Source organism: Nonomuraea sp. NPDC050536 (assembly GCF_044457685.1).
Classification (GTDB): Bacteria; Actinomycetota; Actinomycetes; order Streptosporangiales; family Streptosporangiaceae; genus Nonomuraea.
The window spans coordinates 377,947-399,336 of the sequence record NZ_JBITHD010000005.1; the positions used below are offsets into that span (position 1 = coordinate 377,947).

A 21,390-nucleotide genomic window follows, 5' to 3' on the forward strand; every position below is an offset into this window, starting at 1 on the left:
GGACAGTTCCCCCAAACCTGTCCGGCCCCGATCTATGGCGGTCCAGGCCGATGCTTTCCCCCAAAAACATCGGCGGTCCCGCGCTGCAGACGACGGTCCCCCTCCGCGTCCGCATCGGTAAAAGTCTGCTAGTCAGTCGCAGGACTCTTGACCTGCTTCGACACTAGCGAGGCGAATGTAACGGACGCGTCATAACCAGGTCGAATGTCCGCCTAATCGGGCTAGGGAAGCTCCAAGCGGACGTCAGTTCCCTCCTGGAGCGAGCGCGAGACAGTGCAGTACTTCTCGTGGACGCGCGTGGCGACCGCCCGGTAGACCTCGTCGGCCTTCTCCGAGGGCACCTCGACATCGTAGGTCACCGTGACCGGCCCGAGCTTGTTGGGCTCGACCTTCTCCGCCTCGACGGTCATCGCGAGCCGGATCAGCTGCTGTCCGCGCTTGGCCGTCAGCGGCTCCACGGTCACGATGTTGCAGCCCCCGATCGCGGCCAGCAGCAGCTCGACCGGGGTGAACACCCCGTCCTCGTCGCCGCCGCCCATCCGCACCTCGGCGCCCCTGGCGTTCGTCGCCACGAAACCACCGTCATCAGTACGCTCAACTCGCACGTTAGCCATGTCTTAGACCTTACTCAGACAGATCTCATCTTCTGCCCGCATCGTCGAAGACATGGCTGGCGAGGCAACACCCAAGCAATGGCCCGTCATCTTCTGGGCGGGAGTCGTGGTAGCCGAGTTCGGGGCGGTCAGGCCGGGCTTCGGAGACCCGTGGAAGCCGTCCGCGTATGCGGTCACCGCGCTGCTCGTCGCGCTCGGCGTCGTGACCGTCTGGACGGTCGACCACTATCTGTCAGAGCACAACCGGCAGCGGCTGCGGCTGGCCGGCTATCTGGCGGGCGGCCTGGTACTCGCCCACCAGTTCGCCTCCACGGCGTACGTGACGAGCCTGAGCCGCACCGGCTCCCTGCTCCTGTACGGCACGGCCGCCGTGATGGCCGTCTGGAGCCACAAGGCCCCCCAACCGGCCAGGGGCACGGTGCTGATCGCCGCGGGCATCGCTCCCGAGCGCGTCCGCCGCCTGCTGCGCGACGGCGACACCAGGGCCATCTACCGCGCCGAACGCGCCACCCCTGAGCTCCGGGAGCTCGAGGAGAGGTACGGCGTGCGGCTCGTCCTCGGCGACGAGCACGACCCGCGGGCAAAGGAGCTCGTCAGCGCCTCTGGGCTGGAACGTGAGATACCCGACATCGCGCAGCGCGAGGTGATGATCGCGGGTCCCCGCTCGTTCACCAGGTACGTGCGCGGGTCGCTGAGGCGGCTCGCCGTACAGCGGGTCAAACGTAAGAAAAGCGTTTAGCCCGGCATTACGCCTTCCGTGGGACGGTTGGCTGCGGAGTAAGGAGGCAAGGTGACGACATTCCCCGGAAGCGCCCGTGTGGAGATGGTCATGGGCATGCCGGTCAGCGTGGACATTCGCACGGCCCTGCCGAGCAGGGAGCTGGCGCCCCTGCTCGACGACGCCTTCGCCTGGTTGCGGTGGGTCGATGACACCTTCAGCCCGGTCAAGGAGGAAAGCCAGATCTGGCGGCTCAACCGCGGTCAGACCATTCGCCAGATCCCCGAGCTGATCGAGGTGCTGCACCGCTGCGAGACCCTCAGCGAGGCCACGGACGGCTGGTTCGACGCGCGCATCAACGGCGTGCTCGACCCGTCCGGTTACATCAAGGGCTGGGCGCTGGAGCGGCTCTCGCGCGCGCTGACCAACGCCGGGGCGGTCGACCACCAGGTCAACGCCGCGGGAGACATCCGCGTCCGCGGATCGGCGGCGCCCGGCAAGCGCTGGCGCGTCGGCATCCGCGACCCGCGCACCGACGTCGTACGAAAGATCGTCTACGCCAACTGCCTGGGTGTCGCCACCTCGGGCGGCGCCAGGATCGTCGACCCGCGGACCGGTGCGCCGCAGACCTGGCAGGGCCAGGTCACGGTGCTCGGGCCCGACCTCGGCGTGGCCGACGCCTACGCCACCGCCATGTACGCCATGGGGCCCATCCTGGCCAGGCGCTTCGCCACCGAGCTCGCCGTGGCCGAGCCGTACCAGACCTTGATCGTCGGCAGGGACGGGCAGGAGTTCAGCACGCCGGGGCTGGCGGAGTACAGCGGGACGGAGGCCAGGCTGGCGGGCTAGGCGTCCGGGTGCTTGGTCAGATAGTCGATATAGACGGGTTTGAGCGCCTCGCCGAGCTCGCCCTCGCCTGCCGCGATCGCGTCACTGAGGAGCGCGGATACCCGGCTGAGGTCGTTGGCGGTTTCGTCATCGTTTCCGCTGACGGCCTCCGCGGCGGGGATCACCTTCAGCAGGTTCCACAGGAACCCGAAGTCGCCGTGGCGCACGGCGTAGCGTACGGCGCGATCGTGCAGCTCGTTGGCCGGCAACGACTCCAGACCATTGGCGTCCATCTCGCTCCCTCCCCCTGCGGAGACCTTCCCCCCAATGCGGCATCGATAACGCCAACACTAGTCGAGCGATCACGCTCGACTACGGATGGTGATCGCCGGGCACATAGCGTTCATGTTCAGCATCATGATCATCGCGTTGGTCTCGGTCGCGGCGCCCATCCTGGCGCACCTGATACGGCGCCTGATCAGGATGCCGAGCGTGGTGCTGGAGATCCTGCTCGGCGTGGTGGTCGGGCCGGTCGTCCTGGGCTGGGTCGTGGTCGACGCCTCGGTGAGCCTGGTGTCGAACTTCGGCCTGTCGATGCTGTTGTTCATGGCCGGTTACGAGATCGAGTTCGACCGGATCAAGGGCAGGCCGATCAGGCTCGCGACGATCGGCTGGCTGGTCTCGCTGGCGGCCGGGATGCTGTTCGGGCTGGCCCTCGCCGGGTTCACCCTGGCGGCGCAGCTGGTCGGGCTCGTGGTGACGACCACCGCGCTGGGCACGATCCTGCCGATGGTGCGCGACGCGGGGGCGCTGGAGCGGCCGTTCGGCGGGCGGGTGCTGGCGATCGGGTCGCTGGGCGAGTTCGGGCCGATCGTCATGCTGGCGCTGATCACCACCGAGGGCGCCAAATGGCACACGCTCGTGCTGATGGTGGTCTTCGCGCTGATCGCGGTGGGGGCGGCGGTGATGGCCGCGCGGCCGCGCCACCCGATCCTGGCCCACCTCGTCACCGCCACCATGGACACCAGCGGGCAGCTGGCCATCAGGATCGTGATGCTCATCCTGATCGCGATGGTCTGGATCGCCGACGTGTTCCGCCTGGACGTGCTGCTCGGCGCCTTCTCCGCGGGGATCGTGGTACGGCTGGCGCTGAAGTCGGGCCCGCGGGTGGAGGAGCGGATCGTCGGGATCAAGCTGGACGCGATCGCGTTCGGGCTGTTCGTCCCGTTCTTCTTCGTGGTCAGCGGCGTCAAGCTGGACATCACCGCGATGCTCTCCAGCCCGCGCAGCCTGCTGCTGATCCCCGTCTTCCTCGTGCTGTTCCTGGTCGTCCGCGGCGCGCCCACGCTGTTGCTGCACCGCCGCGACCCGGACCTGCGCCGCGGCGAGCCCAGCGCGCTGGCGCTGTTCGCCTCGGCCGCGCTGCCGCTGGTGGTGGTCATCACCTCCGTGGGCGTGCAGAAGGGCGTGCTCGCCCCTGCAGAAGCCGCCGCGATGGTCACCGCCGGCGTCTTCTCCGTGATGATCTATCCGCTTGTCGCGCTCCGCCTCTACCGAAGTGCCGATTAGTAATGGGAGGATCAACCAGCGTGAGATTCATCATCAGAACCCTGGCGGCCGCGGTCGCCCTCTGGGCGGCCATCCAGTTGGTACCCGGCATCACCGTGAGCACCGGTTCGACGTCCAAGTACTGGGGCGTGCTGCTGCTCGTGGCCCTGATCTTCGGCGTGGTCAACGCGATCGTGAAGCCGATCGTCAAGGCCCTGGGGTGCGCGATCATCGTGCTGACCCTCGGCCTGTTCCTCCTCGTGATCAATGCGGCGATGCTGCTGCTGACCAGCTGGATCGCCGGCCAGCTGGACATCCCCTTCCATGTCGCCAACTTCTGGCCCTCGGCCGTCCTCGGCTCGATCATCATCAGTGTGGTCAGCTGGCTGCTGGGCCTGTTCATCCCCGACAACGACTGACCTTCAGATGAAGCTCGACGGTGCCGGCCTGACCTGCGCGCAGGTCCATGAGGTCGCGTACGGCAAGGCCCGGGTCACGATCGCCTCTCTGGATCGGGCCCGGGCCGCTTGGCGGGCGGCGCGGGAGCTGACCGGGCCTGTGTACGGACAGAGCACCGGGGTGGGGGCCAACAAGGACGTGTCCGTCTCGGACGGCGGGTTCGGACTTCTGCGCAGCCATGCCGGTGGGGCCGGGGATCTGGTGGAGCCGTTCCGGGCCCGCGGGATGCTGGTCGTGCGGCTCAACCAGCTTCTGGTCGGCGGGTCCGGGGTCTCTCCTGGGGTGCTGCCGGCCCTGGAGTCCGCGATCAACAACGGTTTCACACCCCCGATCCGGACTTATGGGGCTATCGGCACGGGTGACCTTACTGCCCTGGCTACGACTGCTTTGTGCCTTCTTGGTGAGGTCTCCTGGCGGGGCCCTTCTGGAGATCCGCCGCGCTACGCGCTGGACTCCCGTGACGCCCTGCCGTTCATGAGCTCTGGGGCGCTAACGCTTTCCGACGCCGCACTCGCTTGCCACCGCATCCGCCGCCTGCTCACGGCCGCTGTCGACGTCGCCGCCCAGTCCTTCGCGGCGGTCGACGCGTCCGCGGAGCCGGTGGCGGCAGCCGTACAGGAAGCCCGCCCGCACCCGGGGCAGGCCCTGGTCGCCGCGCGGCTGCGCGAGCTGCTGAACGGCGAGCCGGCGGCGCGCGTGCAGGATCCGTACGGCTACCGCGCCTTCGCCCAGGTGCACGGCGCCGCATTAGACGTGCTCGAGCGGGCGGAGCGGTCCGTCGAGATCGACATGAACGGGGCGCTGGAGAACCCGCTCATCGCCGAGAACCTGGCCTGGCACAACGGCAACTTCCACGGCGCGCCCGTGGCGCTCGCCCTCGACGCCCTCCGGGCGGCCGTCGCCCACGCCGCCCAGCTCAGTACCGCCCGGCTGGCCACCCTCATGGATCCGCACATCACCGGACAGCTCCCCTTCCTGGCCGCCCATCCCGGCGAGTCGGGCGCCATGATCCTCGAGTACGTCGCCCAGGACGCCCTCGCCGAGCTACGCCACCTGGCGACACCGGTCACGACGGGCACGGCGGTCATCTCCCGCGGTACGGAGGACCACGCCTCCTTCGCCACCCAGGCCGCCCGCTACTGCCTGCGGGCCCTCGAACCCCTCGAAATCGTCCTCGCCTGCGAACGCGTGGCCGCCACCCGAGCCCTCAGCCGCGCCCCCGACCCCGACCACCCCCTCGACGAGGCCCTCGACCAGGCCCGCCGTACTCTGGCAGAGACCAAGTGAACCCCATCCACTTCGAGCGCCTCGATGCCTTCGCGTCTGGGGCGTGATTCCGCCCGCGGGGCAGTGGGCAGGACTCCCCCCGCGACTGGCCGTCGGAGCAGCGGACCCCCTCTACCGAGTTCGCAATCAACAACTGCGAACGCGAGGAACTCGCCGTCTACCAGGGGCTCGTCTGGGAGCTGAGCCGTGGTTTCGCCCGCTATGCCATCCCCATCTGGCATCGCGACGCCGCCGCCCGTGCTCTCGGCACGCCATTCTCGTTCGTCGACTGGGAGTACTCCATCGACGCCGAGCAGCTCGCCCCGGCCGACAGCGTCAAGGGATTCACTCCCGCCCGCGTTGGCGTCCCCACACCGCCGACGCCGTGGGCTCGCGAGCACGCCCGTCAGGCCGGCCTCTTCGACGTCGACTCCTTCGCCGACCTCGTCCGCCTCCAACGGGCCTTGTCGAACGCCTCCTCCTCGATCAACCTGTTCGCCATCGCCCCCGGCCCCCTCCGCAAGGAACGCCTGCTCGCGTCGTTACGGTCACAACACCCGCCGCAGCTGGACGAACTGCTTGAACAAGACGAACTCCTGATCGACCTGACGGTTGGCATGGACCTGGGCTACTGGAGCTCCATCACAGTCTCCTCCCTGACCGACCAGCAAGCTCGCCTGGAAACCCTGAGCACCACCTTCAACACCCGAGTCCAAACCTACGAAGCCATCGCCCCCTCCCTGACCGACATCCCCGCCTTCCTCCGCGCAATCGGACACCTCGCCGCCCCCCTACCCTGATCAACATGAGGCAAGTGCCCGTACTCGGAGTATCAGGTCCAGAAAAGTCAACCCCGGCCGCCCGCGCGCCCTGCCTGGAACTCAACTCCATCTTCCACACGCCCAACCGGTCACCCCCAGAGGAGTTCCTCAAGGAGGCCGACCACTTCACCCACAAGTCCGACTCCTGGACAATCGACGGAAACTACTCGTCAGTCCTCGACCAGCCAAGGCCTACTGTGCATCCCGATGGCCCAGAAAGTCGGTGCCGATCTTCTGTATTTTGGACGTAATTAATTCCAGCAAACACTTGCGAATCAGATGCCAGCCAAAACTCGGCATCCAAGAAAAGACTTAACATCCTTCCTGATGTGGTTCCTCTATTTGGCTTCTGGTGTTCCCTTGGGCCAGACGCACGCGGAAGTGGCGGCGAGGTAGAGGGTGTCGCCTGCAGACCAGGTGAGGGCCAAGGTAAAGCCGTCAGCTTGGGAAACGCCGCTAAGGTCCGGATTTCCCTCCCGCCCGGATGCAGTAATGCGATGGCCCTGAGACTCCCAATAAGCGCGCACCTGGCGGGAGACGTTCATGATGTCGCTCTTCGGGATGTCTCGCAGCCAGTATGCTCGGTTGACCACAATCTGGTCCTGCGACTTGTCGTCGTGGAGACACGGATGGGGGGCAACTGTGTGTGGCATGAGTTCGAGGCGCGGCTTGGGGACAATAACCGCGGCGGTTTCATGGATGAGCTTCTCCACTCGGGCCAGAGCTTGAGATTCTGTCATAGTGCGATCGGTCATAGCACATCCTGATAGGACGAAGAGGATAGCTAGGGCAGCACGAATCATGCAGCGTCACCTCTCTGATTTCTGAGCCAGATGAGGATCTAGCTCAGGCAAGAGCAACTGCGGTCGGGTATTGAGAGGATCGGGTCGGGTGAGCTTGTTGTACTGGCCATTAATGATTCGGCCCATGTTCCGAAGCGAAACCGAATCCGGGTCCCAGTAGCTGCTGTGGGCGGAGGTCCAGAATTCTCGGCCTACGGGGAAGTGGGTGGCGCCGAAGGAATTGTGGCCGGGGTCGGCGGCGAAGCGGCCGAGGGCGGCTACCGGGTCGCCGCCGGCTTCGCCTACCCAGACGTGTTTGGGATTCAGGCCAAGGTCTGAGGCGTGGTGGACGTCCACGCCGGGGCTGCCGATGAGGATGAGGTCGTCCGCCAGTTTGCCTGGGCGGAGGGTGGCCGCGTGGCCGGTGGTGAGGGAGCCGTAGCTGTGGCCGACGATGACGGCGCGAGCCGTACTCGAGGGCGCGTGGGCTGCGTGGAGGCCGTCCTGGAAGGCGGCCAGGGCCGCGCCGCCTTTGGTGGCGGCCGATGAGGAGGCCACGGATCTGCCGGGGTCCAGGAAGCCGGGGTCCAGTTGGGGGGCGTCGTAGCCGTACCAGGTGATCGAGGCGACCGTGTGGTCGCCGCTGGTCTTGGTGGCCTGCTGCCACAGGGATCGGGAGCGTTCCAGGTCGCCGTGGACCGAGTCCAGCTGGGACGTCAGGCCGGATACCGAGGTGATGGTTGTGTCGGCGGTGTCGGGGTTGCCCCAGGAGAGGATTAGGCGGCCCTGGCCTGTTGGGTTGAAGGACAGGAGCATCGAAGGCGGGTAACCGGGGATGGGGTGGAGGGCTTGTTCGATGAGGGTCAGGCGGCGGAGTTGGTTGGAGGTGCGTTCCCAGGCGCCTAGGAGTGCGGGGTTGTCGCGGACGTCGGTGGAGGAGAGTTCCTGGGTCAGGCGGGTTTTCTCGGTGGACAGCCAGCGGCGGTTGGCCTGGTCGCGGACCGTGGCGGGGAGGCCGTTGAGGAGGCCGAAGGCGGCCACGGCTTCGAGGGATCGCTGGAGGGCGGGGGAGAGGGAGTGCCACCAGGCGTTGATGCGGGACGCGAGGGTGGGGTCCTTGCCCTGTTCCTGGACGGCCAGGAGGGCTTGGACCGCGGTGGGGTCGCCTGCTGCCACGCCCGTGAGCAGGGTCGAGGCGGGGGCGCTCGAGGCGAAGAGGTCGTAGGCCGCCAGGGAGGCGGGCAGAGTGGACCAGGGGACCGTTCGCTGGATGCGGGTCAGGCGGCGGCGGAGGTCCGTGCCGGCGGTCGAGGTCCAGTGGGCGATGCGGCCGAGCGTCTGGCCAGGTTGGGGTGACAGGCCCTGCGCGGACAGGTCGGCCGACAGGCGGGCGCCGGCGGCGGGCAGGGTGTGGGCGGCGTGGTCGAGGGTGGAGATCAGGGCCGTCATGGCGTGCGGGTCGATGCCCTGGTAACTGCCGGGGGTGGGGGCCAGGGTGGCGACCGACGTGGTCAGGATGGGGAACGCGGGTGGTGGGCCGCCGTGCCGTACGACCAGGTCGGCGAGGGAGCGCAGGGCGTCGGTGAGGGCGGACTGCAGGGCCGTGCGGTGGGCGGCGAGATCGGCGGCGAAGGCGGGGGCGCCGCCGCCGACCCAGGTGTGCGCCTGCATGAGGCGTACCGCCTGGTCGAGGTCGGTGTGATGGCCGGCGGCGAGCGCCGTGACCTGCCCGAACGCGGCTTGGGCCGCTGTGTACTCCGCCATGACCCGGCCAAGGATGGCAGGCCTCGGCAGACGCGGCCCGGTGATCGTCGGCTTGCCCGGAAATGTCGTGAGTAGGTACGGCAGGCCGACTACGGAAGTACGAAAGACTAGGGGACGTAGGCAGGCAGGCCGAGCCGGGTCCGGATGGTCTGCTGGACGGTGATCTTGTCGGCGCGGGCGTCCACCGAGGTGACGAATTCCTTGCCGCGGAACAGCTCCAGGACCGGGTCGATCTTGCCGTGGTATTCGCGCAGCCGGGTGGCCAGCGCGTCCGGAGTGTCGTCCGCGCGGCTGACCAGCTCGCCCCCGCACACGTCGCACCGCCCCTCCACGGAGGGCCGATGGGCGATGAGGTTGTAGTCCATCCCGCAACGCGAGCACAAACGCCGGGCCAGGACGCGCCGCCACACCTCCTCGTCCGGCAGGTCCAGGTGGATGACGCCGTCGATGTCGTAGCTCTCCAGGAAGAACTCCGCCTGCTTCCTGTTACGCGGGAACCCGTCGATGACGAAGCCGTAGTTCCAGTCGTGCTGCTGCAACCGGTCACGCACGACGTTCTCCACCAGGTCGTCCCCGACGAGCTCGCCCGCCGCCACGATCCGCTTGACCTGCGCGCCCAGCTTGGTGTGGTTCTTGACGTGCCAGCGGAAGATGTCGCCGACGCTGATCTGCACCAGGTCGAGGTCGGCCGCCAGCAGCCCGCACTGCGTGCCCTTCCCGCTGCCCTGAACGCCCATGATCACGTATTTGCGCATCGCTCCCCCCGTTCTGAGTTGTACGGCAGGCCGGGGAACTTGGCCAGCTCCCGCGCGAGATCGCGTGTCGACATCCACAGCTTGACCATGATGGCCAGCTCGAACACCAGCAGGAGCAGCCCGGCGGCCAAGGTCACAGAAACGATCCATCCGGTCAGCGGCCCCACGATGAACACCGCCATCTGGAACTCGATCCCGCTGACCAGGTGCGCCCGCACCCGGTGGTCGCGCAGCCAGTCGCGGACCAGGATGTACCAGCCGAAGTGGGCGCGGAAGTGCTGCTGGAGATCGGCCGGCTCCTGCGGCTCGCCCGCCGCCTCGTCCAGCCGCCGCCGCATCTCCCGCCTTACCTTCGCCACCTGCAGCGCGTCGACGTACCGCAGCATGTCGAGGAAGACGACCAGCACGCCGAGCACCAGGTAGAACTCCTGCCCGGTCCTGCTGAACTGCCCCCAGGTGAGCGCCAGCGCGCAGGCCAGCACCCGGACCCGGTCGAAGACGTAGTCGAGCCAGCCGCCCAGCACGGTCCCCGTGCCCTTGAGCCGGGCGATCTTGCCGTCCACGCAGTCCAGCACGAAGCTCAGGTGGTAGAGCACCGCCCCCGCCACCAGCCACGGCCGGTCGGCGCCCAGGAAGCATCCGGCGGAACCCAGACCCAACAGGAAGGCGACCCAGGTGATCTGGTTGGGCGTCACCGGCGTCCTGGCCAGGAGCCGCACCAGCCGCCCCGCCAGCGGGTCGACGAGGAACACGGTCCACCAGGCGTCCCGCGCCTTGTAGGTCTGCGCGCGAACCTGGTCAAGGGTGACTCTCATGGCGTGGGCTCCTCGTCGGTCCAGCCGATCTGCTGGTAGGCGGTGAAGTAGCCGACCTCGACGTCGCGGCCGTCGGCGGTCCGGCTGGTGTCGCTGGTCTGCTGGGCCAGCGGCAGCCCGCTGCCCGGGTCGATGACGAGCCGCTCGTCGGTGAGCCGCCCCTCCTTGACGACCTGGTAGCCGAGCGCCTGCCCGGTACGGCCGAGCGGATCGGTCACCCGCCCCTCGGCCCGCATACCGGGGATCGAGGCGAGGATCTCGTAGGCGGCGGCCCGCACCTCGGGCGGAACGGGCAGCGCCGTGATCAGCTCCAGGCAGGTCTCGCGCAGCTCCGCCTCCATCTCACGCCCGACGTAGGCGCCGTTCTCGCGGGCGATGGCGCCCACCAGGAAGGCGCGCAGCCTGGCCGGGTCCGCGGGGATCGAGCCGAGCGCCTTCCAGGTGGCCAGCCGCTTGGTCAGGATCCCGTCGGCGTTGCGCCAGCCGACCCGGTGGATCCCGCCCTGCTGGACGCCCGGCGCCGCCTGCACCAGCGCCTGCGGCGAGATGCGGCCGAGCCCCGCCACGTCCGCCGGGTAACGCCACCTGCCGGGCGCGCCCGCCTCCCGCCAGGCCTGCTCGTCCCTGGCCGAGGCCGGGTGGGCGCCCAGGTAGCGGCCGGTCCAGCGATCCCGCCCGCCGTACCTTCTGAGCCAGATCTCCCGCTCCGACCTGCGCTCGATCACGTAGCGGCGGTCGGGAGACAGGAACAGCTGGCCGGTCACCACGCCTGTCCGCCAGTACGCCCCGTCGGACGGCGCTTTGGCCATCGCGCTCGCCGCGGTCAGCAGCACCTGCCGGGCGCTCGGCAGCTCCTCGCCTGCATCGGGCGAGATGCGCAGCGAGTTCGACGGCACGGCCACCGCCAGCGCCACCGCGATCGCCGCGGCCGCCCCGATCAGCCCGTTCCGCACCGGCCTCCACCACCGCCCGGGCCATACAACGCGCGAGGCCCGATAACGCCTGCGCTCAGGCTGTACGGCGGGCATGGCTGGTACGGCGAGCAGTGCCTGGAGCCGGGCACGGCCCGACGCGACGGTCTCGGCGGTGGGCGCGGGTTCGGAGAGGAGCTCGCGCACGGCCTCCAGCTCATCCATCGAGCCCTCCGATCATCGGGTTGACGCTGCCCAGGGCCCTGCGCAGCTTCTTGCGCACCCGGTTGAGCCGCGAGCCGACCGTCCCGAACGGGATGCCGAGCGTCTGGGCCACCTCCTCGTAGCTGAGGTCGGCCAGCGCCACGAGCAGCAGCACGTCGCGGTCACCGTCGGACAGGCGTTTGAGCGCGGCCGCGAGCGGCCCCTGTACGTTCGCGGCGGCCACCTTGGTGGTGACCCGCTCCTCGTGCCCGTCCTGCGCCGCCTCTCCCGGGGCTCGCTGTAACGCCTCCAGCCTGCGGGTCTCGCTCCTGCGATGCTGGGCGAGCAGGTTGGTGGCGATGCCGTACAGCCAGGGCCGCACGGCGCCGCGCTCCGGGTCGAAGGCATGCCGCTTCCTGAACGCCACCAGGAACGTCTCGGCGGCCAGGTCGTCGGCGATCTGCGTGCCGAGACGGGCGGCTATATAGCGGTGGATCTCGCCGAAGTACCGGTCGTAGAGGACGGCGAACGATTCCGGATGGTGCGCCGACCGCACGATGATCGTGGCGTCATCGGTTGCCACGGGCACCTCTGGGGGCGCGACCATACGCATGCGGTCCCTTCGTCGGGGTTACACCTCTATTCCGCCGATCCCGCCGATCCTCTTCACGCTTTTTCACACTTTTCTTCTGACGACCGCCTCGCGCCTGTCGGCGGTCGCGGCCGAAGCCGCGGTGCGCGACTTCATGACGGCCGGCCACCAGCGCTTGGCCACTGCGGTCGGTGAGTTTCGCGGCCTGCAGGAGGCCATCAGGACGCTCAACTTCGTGCACGACGCCGCCTTCTACCTCGCGGCCGCCGTGATCGTGCCGCTGGCGGCGCTGACGGTGATGGGCCGGATCAATCCGGCGGCCGCGGTGGCGAGGGAGGCGTTCGGTCCACGGTCAGTACACCTAGCGCTCCAGTACGACCGCCAGGCCCTGGCCGACGCCGATGCACAGGGCGGCCACGCCGGTGCCCGATCCGGCGGCGGCCAGCTGGTGGGCGACGGCTCCGGTGACGCGGGCGCCGGAGGCGCCGAGCGGGTGGCCGATCGCGATCGCGCCGCCGCGCGGGTTGACCAGCGCGGGATCCAGCTCGGGCAGCTCGGCCAGGCAGCCGAGCACCTGGGCGGCGAAGGCCTCGTTCAGCTCCACGACGGACAGCTCGCCGAAGTCCTTGTCGGCGCGGGCCAGCGCCTTCCTGATCGCCTCGACCGGGCCGAGCCCGAAGTACTGCGGCTCGAGCGCGCTCACGCCGGAGGCGGTGATGCGGGCCAGCGGCTCGCGTCCGATCGCCGCCAGGCCGGCCTCGTCGGCCAGCAGCAGCGCCGCCGCGCCGTCGTTGAGCGGCGAGGAGTTGCCCGCGGTGACCGTGCCCTCCTTACGGAAGACCGGCTTGAGCCTGGCCAGCGCCTCCAGCGAGGAGTCGGTGCGGATGCCCTCGTCCCTGACGGCCTCGCCGATCGGCACGATCTCGGCGCCGAAGTCGGCCTTGGCCGCCTTCTCGTGGCTGGCCAGCGCGAAGGCGTCCTGCTCCTCCCGGGTCACGCCGTGCCGGTCGGCGATCAGCTCGGCGCCCTCGCCCAGCGCGACCGTCCACTCGGCGGGCATGTGCGGGTTCACCAGCCGCCAGCCGAGCGTGGTGGACACCAGCTCCTGGTTGCCCGCGGGGAAGGCGCGCTCCGGCTTGGGCAGCACCCAGGGCGCCCGGCTCATGGACTCCACGCCGCCCGCCACGACCACCGAGGCGTCGCCGAGCGCGATCGCCCGGTAGGCCTGGATGACGGCCTCCATGCCGGAGCCGCACAGCCGGTTGACCGTCACGCCGGGCACGGACACGGGCAGGCCCGCCAGCAGCGCCGCCATCCGGGCGACGTTGCGGTTGTCCTCGCCGGCGCCGTTGGCGTTGCCGAGGACCACCTCGTCCACGGCGGCGGGGGTCCTGGTCAGCAGCTCCTTGACGACGTGGGCGGCCAGGTCGTCGGGGCGGACCCCGGCCAGGATCCCGCCGTAGCGGCCGAAGGGGGTGCGGACGGCGTCGACGACATACACGGTGTTCACGGTCACGACCGTATGGGTCGCGCGGCCCGCCGTACAGCCCTCCGCAGGTGGGTGGCGGTGATGAGGGCGGCCCTGGTCTGGATCTCCACGATCCTGGTCAGCGGGTCGTCGGGGGTGACCACCTCGGTCTGCGCGGCGGCCGACAGCCGGTGGAGTACGGCCCTGGCCTCCATGTGCAGCGCCGGTTCGGCCGAGGGTTCCTCGTCCAGCAGGCGGACGAACATGCCGGCCGTACGCAGGGACAGGCGGCGGACCGTGTCGCGGATGCCGCCCGCCTCGGCACGGGAGACGGAGCGGGTGGCGGTGGCCTGGCGGGCGGCGCGCTTCATGGCGGCGATCAGCCGGTCGCACACGTCCAGCGTGTCGTCGACCGCGGCGTGGAACGGCGAGGTGAACGCGGGCCCCGTCGCCTCGCGCAGCCGGGCGATCGGGGCGATCTCGTGGCGCAGCCGTACCGTGGCCTCCTCCAGCAGCCGCCGCTCGGACACCCCGGCGGGGGCGCGGTCGTCGCAGCCGGGCGAGGTCCACAGCGGCACCTCGGCGATCAGCGTGAACGTGCCGTGCCGGTCGGCGTACTGCCAGCTGGAGGCGCCGTAGGTCGGCTTGCCGTCGCAGGAGTCGGCGAAGTCGGTCCAGTCGGCGGACGGCAACAGCGTGACGCCCGGCCCGGCGACCTCGTAGCCGATCGTGTCGATGGGGGCCAGGTCGAGCGGCACCCCGTGGCTCACCGCGAGCGTGGCCAGCTCGTCGGCCAGGCCGGGCAGGCGGCGGCTGATCTGGAAGTAGGCGCCGCCGAAGTCGGCGTTGTGCAGCGAGAACAGGAACGCGGGCCGCAGGTCGTCGATGACGCGCATGAGCGCCCTGGTCTCCGGCAGCGGCCTGTCGAAGTGCTTGGCCCCGGTGCTGACAGGGAACGTCCACTCCGGCTGGTCGGCCAGCGCGGGCCGGTAGAAGTGGCGGTGGTGGTGCGCGACCGTGAACGGCCCGGCGTACCAGCCCTCGTTGAGCCGGGCGCCGTCAGGGTCGACGCAGCCGATCAGGTGCCAGGTGAAGCCGTGCCTCTCGCCCTCGCACAGCAGCCTGGCCAGGCGCAGCACGGTCAGGAAACCGACCGGCTCGTTGGCGTGCGGTCCGCCGATGACCAGCGCGTGCTCGCGGCCGTCGCCGATCGAGAGCATGTCGAGCGGCTCGCCGAGCCGGGAGTAACCGACGCGGCTCGTCCTGCACAGATCCGGATAGAGAACGCAGATCTCGCGCAGCTTCGCGGCCACGACATCGACGGTCGGAATCACGTCCGAGAGCTCCCTCGCGGCCGGGGCGCCAGCGGCCAATGGCGCCCGATGCCACGAAGCTAAATTCAGGAAAGCCTGCTGTCCAGACCACTCTCCTCGGGTGCTGAGATTTCGGGTACGGCCGGCCGATCGGCGAGGCCCTCGGGCGAGGGTTGCCTGGGTACGGCGGGCTGCTCCGCAGGCTGCTCGGCGGGCAGCTCCGCAGGAGTCTCGGCGGGCCGCTCGGCCCGCTCGGCCGACGCCGTCCCCGAGCGCGCTTCGGCGGGCCCGGTGGCCCTCTCGAAGAAGCGAAGCAGCTCGACGGGCAGCGGCATGACGAGCGTGGAGGTCTTCTCGGCGGCCACCTCGACCACGGTCTGCAGCAACCGCAGCTGGAGCGCGCCCGGGGTCTCGGACATGATGGCCGAGGCGTCGGCCAGCTTCTGCGCCGCCTGGTACTCGCCGTCGGCGGTGATGACCCGGGCCCTGCGCTCGCGCTCGGCCTCGGCCTGGCGCGACATCGACCGCTTCATGGAGTCGGGCAGCTGCACGTCCTTGATCTCGACGCGGTCGATGTGGATGCCCCAGCTCAGCGCCGGACTGTCGATCATGAGGGCCAGGCCCTTGTTGAGCTCCTCCCTGTTGGTCAGCAGGTCGTCCAGCAGGCTCTTGCCGATGATCGACCGGAGCGAGGTCTGGGCGACCTGCTCGACCGCGAACAGGTAGTTCTGCACCTCGATCGCCGCGCGCAGCGGGTCCTGCACTCTGAAGTACGCGACGGCGTCCACCTGCACGGAGACGTTGTCGCGGGTGATGCCCTCCTGCGTGGGGATCGGCATGGTGACGATCTGCACGTTGACCTTCTTCATCCGGTCCACGTACGGGATCATCAGGGTGATCCCGGGCCCGCGGATCTGTCGCTGGGCCTTGCCGAACCGGAAGACGATCCCGCGCTCGATCTGGTTGACGACCCTGATGCCGGCGCACACGGTCCAGATGACCGCCAGCGCGACCAGGGCCAGGATGAAAGTGGTGACCATGATGGTGTCCCTTCCACTTCGAGAGTAGATCCGGACACCGCGGAACGGGAATCAGCGACCAGGGGGAGCGGCGATCGGGCTGTAGTGCAGCCCGGCGAGCAGCCTGCGGTCGCCCCGGCGCACGCTGATCTGGGTCACGCGGAAACGCCCGTCGGCCGGCTGGCCCTGGAACTCCGCCTTCTGCGTGACCACCCCGACGGCCACGGCCACGTCACCGTACTCCCTGATGGTGTAGTCGTCCCAGCTCAGCTCGTGGGTGACCAGGCCGCCGTGGCCGTAGCGGTTGGCCCACTGGTCCCTGACGAGCACGAAGCCGAGCGGGCCGACCAGCGTGAAGTCCTCGGCGGCCAGCTCGGCCAGCGCGGCGTTGTCGCCCTTCCGCTCCGCCTCTGCCCACCGCTGTCCGAGTTCGCGTACTTCCTGATTCGTGTCCATGGCGATTACGTTAGATATCTAAGCGTTAGATGTCAAACGATATGCTATGATCGGCCCCATGACAGGACCGATCGGGCTCCGGCTCTCGAACACCGCCAGGGTGCTGAGCAGGGCCTTCGACGACGTGCTCGCCGAGGCCGGCGGTTCGCTGCCGATCTGGCAGGTGCTCATCACGGTCAAGTCGCGTAAGCAGGGCAACCAGCGTCAGATCGCGGAGAGCATCGGCATCCAGGGGGCCACGCTCACCCATCACCTCAACGCGATGGAGCGCTCCGGGCTGGTCGTGCGCCGCCGCGATCCGGAGAATCGCCGGGTGCACGTGGTCGAGCTGACCGAGGAGGGCGAGCGGCTCTTCCATCGGCTGCGCGAGGTCGTGGTGGACTGGGATCGGCGCCTGCGCGCCGGGCTGGGCGAGGAGGAGCTGGCCGCCTTCGAGCGGGTGCTCGCCCAGCTCGAGCAGAACATCCGACTGGGATGATTTACCATGCCGCTCGAGGCGGTTGCCGTCAGCGCCGGTCGACCAGGGCGGCGAGCTGCCGCTCGATGTGCTCCAGGCGTTCGGTGAGGGAGGTGATGTCGCCGCGGGTGGCGTTCTCCTCCTCCTTGCGCAGGCGCACCACCACGGCGCCGCCGGGCTCCAGCGTGACCAGGCCGGTGTCGTGGACGCCGGTGCCGCCCTGGCGCTGGATGGAGACGTCCACGTCCGCCTTGCGCAGGCCCAGGCGGGCCAGGATCTTGTCGTTGTAGCGGCCGTCCTGCGCCAGGACCGTCGCGCGGCCCTCGAACAGGTTGGCCAACCACGACACGCGGGCCGCCAGCCGTACCACCAGGGCGTTGAAGGCGACCAGGATCACCGCGCCCTCGAGGCCGCCGATCAGTGAGTTGTCCGGGCCGATGATCGCGTTCTGCACCACGTTGCTCAGCAGCAGCATGACCACCAGGTCGAAGGTGTTGAGCTGGGCCAGGTCGCGCTTGCCCGCCAGGCGCAGCAGCAGCGCGATGACGAGGTAGACGGCGATCGTCCGCACGGCCTTGTCGGCCAGGGAGATGCCCGCGACGAGCAGATCCTGGCTCACTTCTCCGCCGCCATGCGCTCGACCTCGATCAGCGAGGCGCTGTGCCGCTCGGCCTCGTAGGCGGCGCGGCCACCACGCAAACCGAACAGGCGCTTGGTGTAGACGAGGTAGACGCACAGCGCCACGTTGATCAGGAAGATCACCAGGCGTACCCAGGTGACCCGCTCGATCAGTTCGTAGATCTCCAGCGGCAGGAACAGCGAGGTGGCCAGGAAGGCGAAGTACTCGCCCCACCGCTTCAGCATCCACAGGCCGACCGCCTCGATCAGCTCGATCAGCGCGTAGACCGACAGGGCCACGCCGACCAGCGTGAGCGTGGTGGTGCCCGCCGTCAGCGACGCCTCGACCCAGTGGTAGATCTTGGAGTGGCTCAGGTCGATGCCCTCGTTGCCGAGCAGCGTCCGCAGCAGCGGCAGGTCCCGGTCGAGCGCGCGCTGGATGGACTCGCGGTTGTGGGCGAAGCGGAACACCCCGTAGGCGGCCAGCGCGATCACCAGGCCGCGCAGCGCCCGCTCGATCGCGAAGAAGCGCAGCACGAACGCGTCGCGCAGCTGCTTGCCCCGGCCCACGACCGGCGCGTGGTCGGCCGGTCCGTGGCCGGCGGGCGGCCCGACCACGTACGTGGCGCAGCGCAGGCACCGCCAGGCCTCGCCCGCCGCGGTCGTGACGTGCAGCCGCTCGCGCAGGGAGTCCTCGTCCGGCGCGTAGGTCACGTGCCTGGTGAAGGCGCACGTGAACAGGGACCAGTCGAGCGGCCAGGAGTGTTTCACGAATTCCTCCACGGGATACAGCACCGGTCGTGCGTATCGAAGTGACCCCGAACGGACCTTACTCGGTCAGCGGGTCGGTGCCCATCAACAAGCAGATCATCGGCACCGACGAGCTCGGCCAATCCGTTGCGTGGGTCGAGGGCGAGCCCTATCCCGCCCGCGAGCGGTACGACCTGTGCCGGTGCGGCCGCTCCAGGAACAAGCCGTTCTGCGACGGGAGGCACGCCACGATCGGGTTCACAGGCGCGTGACCAGCTCGCCGGGGATCCGCCGCAGGTTGTCGACGCAGCGGCCCAGCCCCAGCGCCACCGTCTCCACCGGCCGCTCGGCCCGCTGCACCGGGATGCCCAGCTCCTGCCGCAGCCGCCGGGTCAGCCCGCGCAGCAGCGAGCCGCCGCCGGTCAGCACCACGCCGCGGTCGCCGATGTCGAGCGCGAGGTCGGACGACAGGCCCTCCACCATGTCCAAGGCCGCCCGCGCGATGCGCTCGACCGGCGTCTTGGTGGCCCGGTAGACCAGTTCGGCCGAGATCGCGACGGTGCGGCGCTCACCGGTGTACGGGTCGACCGCGGGCACCTCCGCCTGCCTGCGCAGGGGTTTCCACGCGGTGCCGATGCCGCGCTTGGCCTCCTCGGCCGCGGCCTCGGTGATCACCAGGCCGTGGTCGCGCCTGATGTGGGCCACCAGGGCTCTGGTCACGTCGCTGCCGCCGACGGGGATGGTCCTGGCGGTGACCAGGGCGCCGAAGGAGACGACCGCGATGCGGGTGGTGTCGCAGCCGATGTCGATGACCATGTTCCCCGAGGCGTCCTTGACCGGGAGTCCCGCGCCCATCGCGGCCGCCACGCCGTGGTGGACCAGGTAGACGCGCCGCGCCTCGAGGTCGTAGGCCATGTTGCGCAGGGTGACGCCGATGATCCCGGTGGGGTCGCTGGGCAGTGCGATCACCATGCGGGGGCGGGCGAAGGGATGCCCGTGCGCCTTCTTCAGGAAATGTCGCAGCATGTGGCGGGTGAGGTCTCCGTCGTACGGCACGCCGCCACTGACGGGCCTGACGGTGAGGATGTCCCCTTTGGGGGCTGGATCGGCGCCGACGGCCACCACCTTGCCGGTGGCCAGGGAGCGGGTCACCACTGAGGGCTCGTTGAGGACGATGCCCTTGCCCTTGACGTAGATCTGCGTGCTAGCCGCGCCGAGGTCGATCGCCACGTCACGGCCGAGGATACGAAGCGGGTTCATTGCCGCAGTTCCGCTGTTGGCGTCATGTAACGGTCGTTACCGGTCATGTTTCTCAGCAACACCAAGAACGGATCTCCCTTTGACCTTGCCGGGGCTCGTGATCGGGAAACCCTTGGCTGTGAGGTTGAAGCGCGCCGCACGGCACGCCTGGGAGCTGATCATCGGGCGCCGCCCCAAGGACGTCACGACGGTGCCGGTGGCGGATCTGCAGGCCCAGTGGAAGCGCGAGTTCGCGGCGTTCCTGTGCGAGCTCGGCTCGATGCTGGTGATGGCGGGCGCGCTCATCGAGGAGGTCGAGGACGCCATCAGGGACGTGGCCGCCAGGAACGGCGCCAGGGTCCGCTCGTTCGTCGTTCCGACCGGGGTGTTCGTCCGGGTGGGGGAGGGCGACAACGACGCCATCGACTTCCTGCCCATCGAGGGCGAGAGGCTCACGCTGGCCCAGATCCAGGCGCTCTACTCGCTGGTCGACAGGCTAAGGGACGAGCCGACGACGGCGGCCGACGCCATGGAGGAGCTGCTCAGGGTGTCGGCGATACCCGAAAGGTTCAGCCCGATCGAGGCGGTCGCCGGGTACGCCGTGCAGACCGTCGGGCTCGGCGTCATCCAGCACGCCACGCTCCCCGCCGTGGCCGGATACGCGGTGCTCGGGCTCGGGGTCGGCGTGCTGCGCATCATCGGGTCCAGAATCGCCTGGCTCAGGACGGCGCTGCCGGTGGTGGCGGCGGCCGCGGTGACGATGGTGGCTCGGGTCTGGGCGGGGCCGGTGCTGCACGAATGGGCCACGTTCATGCTCGTCGCGCCGCTGATCGCGTTCCTGCCCGGCACCCAGCTCACCATGGGGGTGATCGAGCTGTCGCAAGGCGACGTGCTGTCCGGGCTCAGCCGGCTGGCCAGCGCGTTCAACGTGCTGCTCCTGCTGACGTTCGGCATCCTGGTCGGCACCTCGGTGGCCACGCAGGCTCCGATTCCGCCGGGACCGGCGGCGCACGGGCTGGGCGCGTGGGCACCGTGGGTGGGTGTGGCGCTTCTCGGCGTCGGGTTCGTGGTCTGCTACTCGGCGCCGCGGCGGTTGCTGCCGTGGCTGCTGGCCGTCCTGCTGGTCGAGCGGGCCGCACAGGTGCTGGGCAGCACGGTGGCGGGGGCGCCGTTCGGCGCGTTCGTGGCGGGGCTGGTGCTGCCGGTGCTCGCGCACTCGATCCAGCAGCGGGCCGGGACGCCCTCGCAGGTGCTCTACCTGCCTTCGTTCTGGATGCTGGTGCCGGGTTCGCTGGGGCTGGCGGGGGTGAGCGAGCTGGTCGTCGAGCAGAGCGCGGCCAGCCTGGCAGACCTGGTGCAGACGGCGGTCATCGTGCTGGCGATCGCCCTGGGCATCCTGGTCGGCGCGAGCTTCGTCCCCCGCGAACGCCTCGAGGTGGTCACCGGGAGGTCAGAGCCGAGAACGGAGTTCGGCTAGGCACTCCTCGGCCCAGGCCAGGCCGGTTCTGGTCTGTGCCAAGCCGAGCTTGAGCGCGAACCTGCCGAAGTTGGGCTTGGTCTCGGGGTCGGGGTAGCACTCCAGCACCGACAGCCGCTCCGCGAAGCTGTGCCTGATGCGCTCCAGCACGTCGATGGCCTGCCGGGTCTCCAGCAGGGGGAGCAGGAAGGCCTGGAGCGCGATTTCGCTGCGGATCGTGATGGCGGGGTCGCGGTCCTGGAGCCAGGCGCGCAGCTGGTCCATGCCCTCCTGGGTGATCGCGTAGATCTTGCGGCCGCGCGCTCCCTCGGACTGGACCGCGATCAGCCCGTCGGAGTCCATCTTCACCAGCTCGGGGTAGATCTGCGTGTGCCCGGCCTGCCAGACGTGGTTGAGCGAGCGCTCGAACGATTTGGCCAGGTCGTAGCCGCTGGCCGGGCCCTTGACTTCGAGCAGGCCGAGCAGTGCCATCCGCAGGGACATGATCTCATCCTAAAGCAACACTTGACATGTAAG

Annotated in this window: 25 protein-coding genes; 9 read left to right on the forward strand and 16 right to left on the reverse strand. The window is 69.4% G+C overall.

Features of this window, described 5'->3' with window-relative positions:
* Nucleotides 1-221: 221 nt before the first annotated feature.
* The gene (locus ACIBHX_RS17745; RefSeq protein WP_397068163.1) at nt 222-572 is read right to left on the reverse strand and encodes an OsmC family protein; all 351 of its coding nucleotides are present in this window, start codon (nt 570-572) and stop codon (nt 222-224) included.
* A gap of 94 nt (nt 573-666) precedes the next feature.
* Here ACIBHX_RS17745 and ACIBHX_RS17750 point away from each other — a divergent pair, with 94 nt between their 5' ends.
* Together ACIBHX_RS17750 and ACIBHX_RS17755 are read left to right on the forward strand one after the other, a co-directional pair.
* Nucleotides 667-1,353 carry a hypothetical protein gene (locus tag ACIBHX_RS17750; protein ID WP_397068164.1) on the forward strand — a complete coding sequence of 229 codons (687 nt, stop codon included), beginning with the start codon at nt 667-669 and terminating at the stop codon, nt 1,351-1,353.
* A gap of 51 nt (nt 1,354-1,404) precedes the next feature.
* A complete protein-coding gene (locus ACIBHX_RS17755; protein ID WP_397068165.1) occupies nt 1,405-2,181 on the forward strand; it encodes an FAD:protein FMN transferase in 777 nt (258 codons plus the stop codon).
* Here ACIBHX_RS17755 and ACIBHX_RS17760 read toward each other — a convergent pair.
* On the reverse strand, nt 2,178-2,453 hold the full coding sequence (locus ACIBHX_RS17760) for a hypothetical protein (protein WP_397068166.1): 276 nt from the start codon (nt 2,451-2,453) through the stop codon (nt 2,178-2,180). The genes ACIBHX_RS17755 and ACIBHX_RS17760 overlap by 4 nt on opposite strands.
* A gap of 124 nt (nt 2,454-2,577) precedes the next feature.
* Here ACIBHX_RS17760 and ACIBHX_RS17765 point away from each other — a divergent pair, with 124 nt between their 5' ends.
* The 4 genes from ACIBHX_RS17765 to ACIBHX_RS17780 all read left to right on the forward strand — a co-directional run bounded on the left by ACIBHX_RS17765 (nt 2,578) and on the right by ACIBHX_RS17780 (nt 6,233).
* A complete protein-coding gene (locus ACIBHX_RS17765) occupies nt 2,578-3,729 on the forward strand; it encodes a cation:proton antiporter (protein ID WP_397068167.1) in 1,152 nt (383 codons plus the stop codon).
* Between the two features lie 20 nt (nt 3,730-3,749).
* Nucleotides 3,750-4,127, forward strand: coding sequence for a phage holin family protein (locus ACIBHX_RS17770; RefSeq protein ID WP_397068168.1), 378 nt, complete (start codon nt 3,750-3,752; stop codon nt 4,125-4,127).
* A gap of 7 nt (nt 4,128-4,134) precedes the next feature.
* Nucleotides 4,135-5,454 carry an aromatic amino acid ammonia-lyase gene (locus ACIBHX_RS17775; protein ID WP_397068169.1) on the forward strand — a complete coding sequence of 440 codons (1,320 nt, stop codon included), beginning with the start codon at nt 4,135-4,137 and terminating at the stop codon, nt 5,452-5,454.
* 443 nt (nt 5,455-5,897) lie between these two features.
* Nucleotides 5,898-6,233 carry a hypothetical protein gene (locus ACIBHX_RS17780; protein ID WP_397068170.1) on the forward strand — a complete coding sequence of 112 codons (336 nt, stop codon included), beginning with the start codon at nt 5,898-5,900 and terminating at the stop codon, nt 6,231-6,233.
* A gap of 359 nt (nt 6,234-6,592) precedes the next feature.
* Here the strand turns inward: ACIBHX_RS17780 and ACIBHX_RS17785 are convergent, their stop codons facing one another.
* The 10 genes from ACIBHX_RS17785 to ACIBHX_RS17830 all read right to left on the reverse strand — a co-directional run bounded on the left by ACIBHX_RS17785 (nt 6,593) and on the right by ACIBHX_RS17830 (nt 16,333).
* Nucleotides 6,593-7,009, reverse strand: coding sequence for a hypothetical protein (locus tag ACIBHX_RS17785; RefSeq protein WP_397068171.1), 417 nt, complete (start codon nt 7,007-7,009; stop codon nt 6,593-6,595).
* A 54-nt stretch (nt 7,010-7,063) separates the two neighbouring features.
* On the reverse strand, nt 7,064-8,800 hold the full coding sequence (locus ACIBHX_RS17790; RefSeq protein ID WP_397068172.1) for an alpha/beta hydrolase: 1,737 nt from the start codon (nt 8,798-8,800) through the stop codon (nt 7,064-7,066).
* A 107-nt stretch (nt 8,801-8,907) separates the two neighbouring features.
* A complete protein-coding gene (locus ACIBHX_RS17795) occupies nt 8,908-9,555 on the reverse strand; it encodes an adenylate kinase family protein (RefSeq protein ID WP_397068173.1) in 648 nt (215 codons plus the stop codon).
* Nucleotides 9,540-10,370, reverse strand: a complete 831-nt coding sequence (locus ACIBHX_RS17800) for a CDP-alcohol phosphatidyltransferase family protein (protein WP_397068174.1) — start codon at nt 10,368-10,370, stop codon at nt 9,540-9,542. Before ACIBHX_RS17800 ends, ACIBHX_RS17795 begins: the two co-directional genes overlap by 16 nt.
* Nucleotides 10,367-11,506, reverse strand: coding sequence for a CU044_5270 family protein (locus ACIBHX_RS17805; RefSeq protein ID WP_397068175.1), 1,140 nt, complete (start codon nt 11,504-11,506; stop codon nt 10,367-10,369). The genes ACIBHX_RS17800 and ACIBHX_RS17805 overlap by 4 nt, the downstream gene beginning before the upstream one ends.
* Nucleotides 11,499-12,068, reverse strand: a complete 570-nt coding sequence (locus ACIBHX_RS17810) for an RNA polymerase sigma factor (RefSeq protein ID WP_397068176.1) — start codon at nt 12,066-12,068, stop codon at nt 11,499-11,501. Before ACIBHX_RS17810 ends, ACIBHX_RS17805 begins: the two co-directional genes overlap by 8 nt.
* A gap of 370 nt (nt 12,069-12,438) precedes the next feature.
* Nucleotides 12,439-13,587: a thiolase family protein gene (locus ACIBHX_RS17815; RefSeq protein ID WP_397068177.1), complete on the reverse strand. Its 1,149-nt coding sequence runs from the start codon at nt 13,585-13,587 to the stop codon at nt 12,439-12,441.
* 2 nt (nt 13,588-13,589) lie between these two features.
* The gene (locus tag ACIBHX_RS17820; RefSeq protein ID WP_397068178.1) at nt 13,590-14,879 is read right to left on the reverse strand and encodes a M14 family zinc carboxypeptidase; all 1,290 of its coding nucleotides are present in this window, start codon (nt 14,877-14,879) and stop codon (nt 13,590-13,592) included.
* A gap of 65 nt (nt 14,880-14,944) precedes the next feature.
* On the reverse strand, nt 14,945-15,898 hold the full coding sequence (locus ACIBHX_RS17825; protein ID WP_397068179.1) for an SPFH domain-containing protein: 954 nt from the start codon (nt 15,896-15,898) through the stop codon (nt 14,945-14,947).
* A 51-nt stretch (nt 15,899-15,949) separates the two neighbouring features.
* A complete protein-coding gene (locus ACIBHX_RS17830) occupies nt 15,950-16,333 on the reverse strand; it encodes a nuclear transport factor 2 family protein (protein ID WP_397068180.1) in 384 nt (127 codons plus the stop codon).
* Between the two features lie 58 nt (nt 16,334-16,391).
* On the opposite strand from ACIBHX_RS17830, the gene ACIBHX_RS17835 reads away from it, so the two are divergent.
* Complete coding sequence (locus ACIBHX_RS17835) at nt 16,392-16,811, forward strand: MarR family winged helix-turn-helix transcriptional regulator (RefSeq protein WP_397068181.1); 420 nt, start codon at nt 16,392-16,394, stop codon at nt 16,809-16,811.
* Nucleotides 16,812-16,839: 28 nt separating this feature from the next.
* Here ACIBHX_RS17835 and ACIBHX_RS17840 read toward each other — a convergent pair whose 3' ends face one another.
* Both ACIBHX_RS17840 and ACIBHX_RS17845 read right to left on the reverse strand, forming a co-directional pair.
* Nucleotides 16,840-17,409 carry a DUF421 domain-containing protein gene (locus tag ACIBHX_RS17840; RefSeq protein ID WP_397068182.1) on the reverse strand — a complete coding sequence of 190 codons (570 nt, stop codon included), beginning with the start codon at nt 17,407-17,409 and terminating at the stop codon, nt 16,840-16,842.
* Complete coding sequence (locus tag ACIBHX_RS17845) at nt 17,406-18,179, reverse strand: DUF2127 domain-containing protein (protein WP_397068183.1); 774 nt, start codon at nt 18,177-18,179, stop codon at nt 17,406-17,408. Before ACIBHX_RS17845 ends, ACIBHX_RS17840 begins: the two co-directional genes overlap by 4 nt.
* A gap of 29 nt (nt 18,180-18,208) precedes the next feature.
* On the opposite strand from ACIBHX_RS17845, the gene ACIBHX_RS17850 reads away from it, so the two are divergent.
* A complete protein-coding gene (locus ACIBHX_RS17850; RefSeq protein WP_397068184.1) occupies nt 18,209-18,430 on the forward strand; it encodes a CDGSH iron-sulfur domain-containing protein in 222 nt (73 codons plus the stop codon).
* Here ACIBHX_RS17850 and ACIBHX_RS17855 read toward each other — a convergent pair.
* A complete protein-coding gene (locus ACIBHX_RS17855; protein WP_397068185.1) occupies nt 18,417-19,418 on the reverse strand; it encodes a rod shape-determining protein in 1,002 nt (333 codons plus the stop codon). The genes ACIBHX_RS17850 and ACIBHX_RS17855 overlap by 14 nt on opposite strands.
* 118 nt (nt 19,419-19,536) lie before the next feature.
* Between ACIBHX_RS17855 and ACIBHX_RS17860 the strand changes: the two genes are divergently transcribed.
* Nucleotides 19,537-20,874 (forward strand): threonine/serine exporter ThrE family protein, encoded by a 1,338-nt coding sequence (locus tag ACIBHX_RS17860; protein ID WP_397068186.1) that lies wholly within the window; start codon nt 19,537-19,539, stop codon nt 20,872-20,874.
* On the opposite strand, the gene ACIBHX_RS17865 is transcribed toward ACIBHX_RS17860, so the two are convergent.
* A complete protein-coding gene (locus ACIBHX_RS17865; RefSeq protein ID WP_397068187.1) occupies nt 20,848-21,357 on the reverse strand; it encodes a PadR family transcriptional regulator in 510 nt (169 codons plus the stop codon). The two genes, ACIBHX_RS17860 and ACIBHX_RS17865, sit on opposite strands and share 27 nt — an antisense overlap.
* Between the last annotated feature and the right edge of the window lie 33 nt (nt 21,358-21,390).

Bases quoted from the DNA above. Each gene is read 5' to 3' on its own strand.
- ACIBHX_RS17830 (WP_397068180.1), bottom strand. From the start codon at position 16,333: ATGGACACGAATCAGGAAGTACGCGAACTCGGACAGCGGTGGGCAGAG.
- ACIBHX_RS17790 (WP_397068172.1), bottom strand. From the start codon at position 8,800: ATGGCGGAGTACACAGCGGCCCAAGCCGCGTTCGGGCAGGTCACGGCG.
- ACIBHX_RS17825 (WP_397068179.1), bottom strand. From the start codon at position 15,898: ATGGTCACCACTTTCATCCTGGCCCTGGTCGCGCTGGCGGTCATCTGG.
- ACIBHX_RS17795 (WP_397068173.1), bottom strand. From the start codon at position 9,555: ATGCGCAAATACGTGATCATGGGCGTTCAGGGCAGCGGGAAGGGCACG.
- ACIBHX_RS17760 (WP_397068166.1), bottom strand. From the start codon at position 2,453: ATGGACGCCAATGGTCTGGAGTCGTTGCCGGCCAACGAGCTGCACGAT.
- ACIBHX_RS17855 (WP_397068185.1), bottom strand. From the start codon at position 19,418: ATGAACCCGCTTCGTATCCTCGGCCGTGACGTGGCGATCGACCTCGGC.
- ACIBHX_RS17785 (WP_397068171.1), bottom strand. From the start codon at position 7,009: ATGACCGATCGCACTATGACAGAATCTCAAGCTCTGGCCCGAGTGGAG.
- ACIBHX_RS17865 (WP_397068187.1), bottom strand. From the start codon at position 21,357: ATGTCCCTGCGGATGGCACTGCTCGGCCTGCTCGAAGTCAAGGGCCCG.
- ACIBHX_RS17750 (WP_397068164.1), top strand. From the start codon at position 667: ATGGCTGGCGAGGCAACACCCAAGCAATGGCCCGTCATCTTCTGGGCG.
- ACIBHX_RS17765 (WP_397068167.1), top strand. From the start codon at position 2,578: ATGATCATCGCGTTGGTCTCGGTCGCGGCGCCCATCCTGGCGCACCTG.
- ACIBHX_RS17835 (WP_397068181.1), top strand. From the start codon at position 16,392: ATGACAGGACCGATCGGGCTCCGGCTCTCGAACACCGCCAGGGTGCTG.
- ACIBHX_RS17775 (WP_397068169.1), top strand. From the start codon at position 4,135: ATGAAGCTCGACGGTGCCGGCCTGACCTGCGCGCAGGTCCATGAGGTC.
- ACIBHX_RS17805 (WP_397068175.1), bottom strand. From the start codon at position 11,506: ATGGATGAGCTGGAGGCCGTGCGCGAGCTCCTCTCCGAACCCGCGCCC.
- ACIBHX_RS17800 (WP_397068174.1), bottom strand. From the start codon at position 10,370: ATGAGAGTCACCCTTGACCAGGTTCGCGCGCAGACCTACAAGGCGCGG.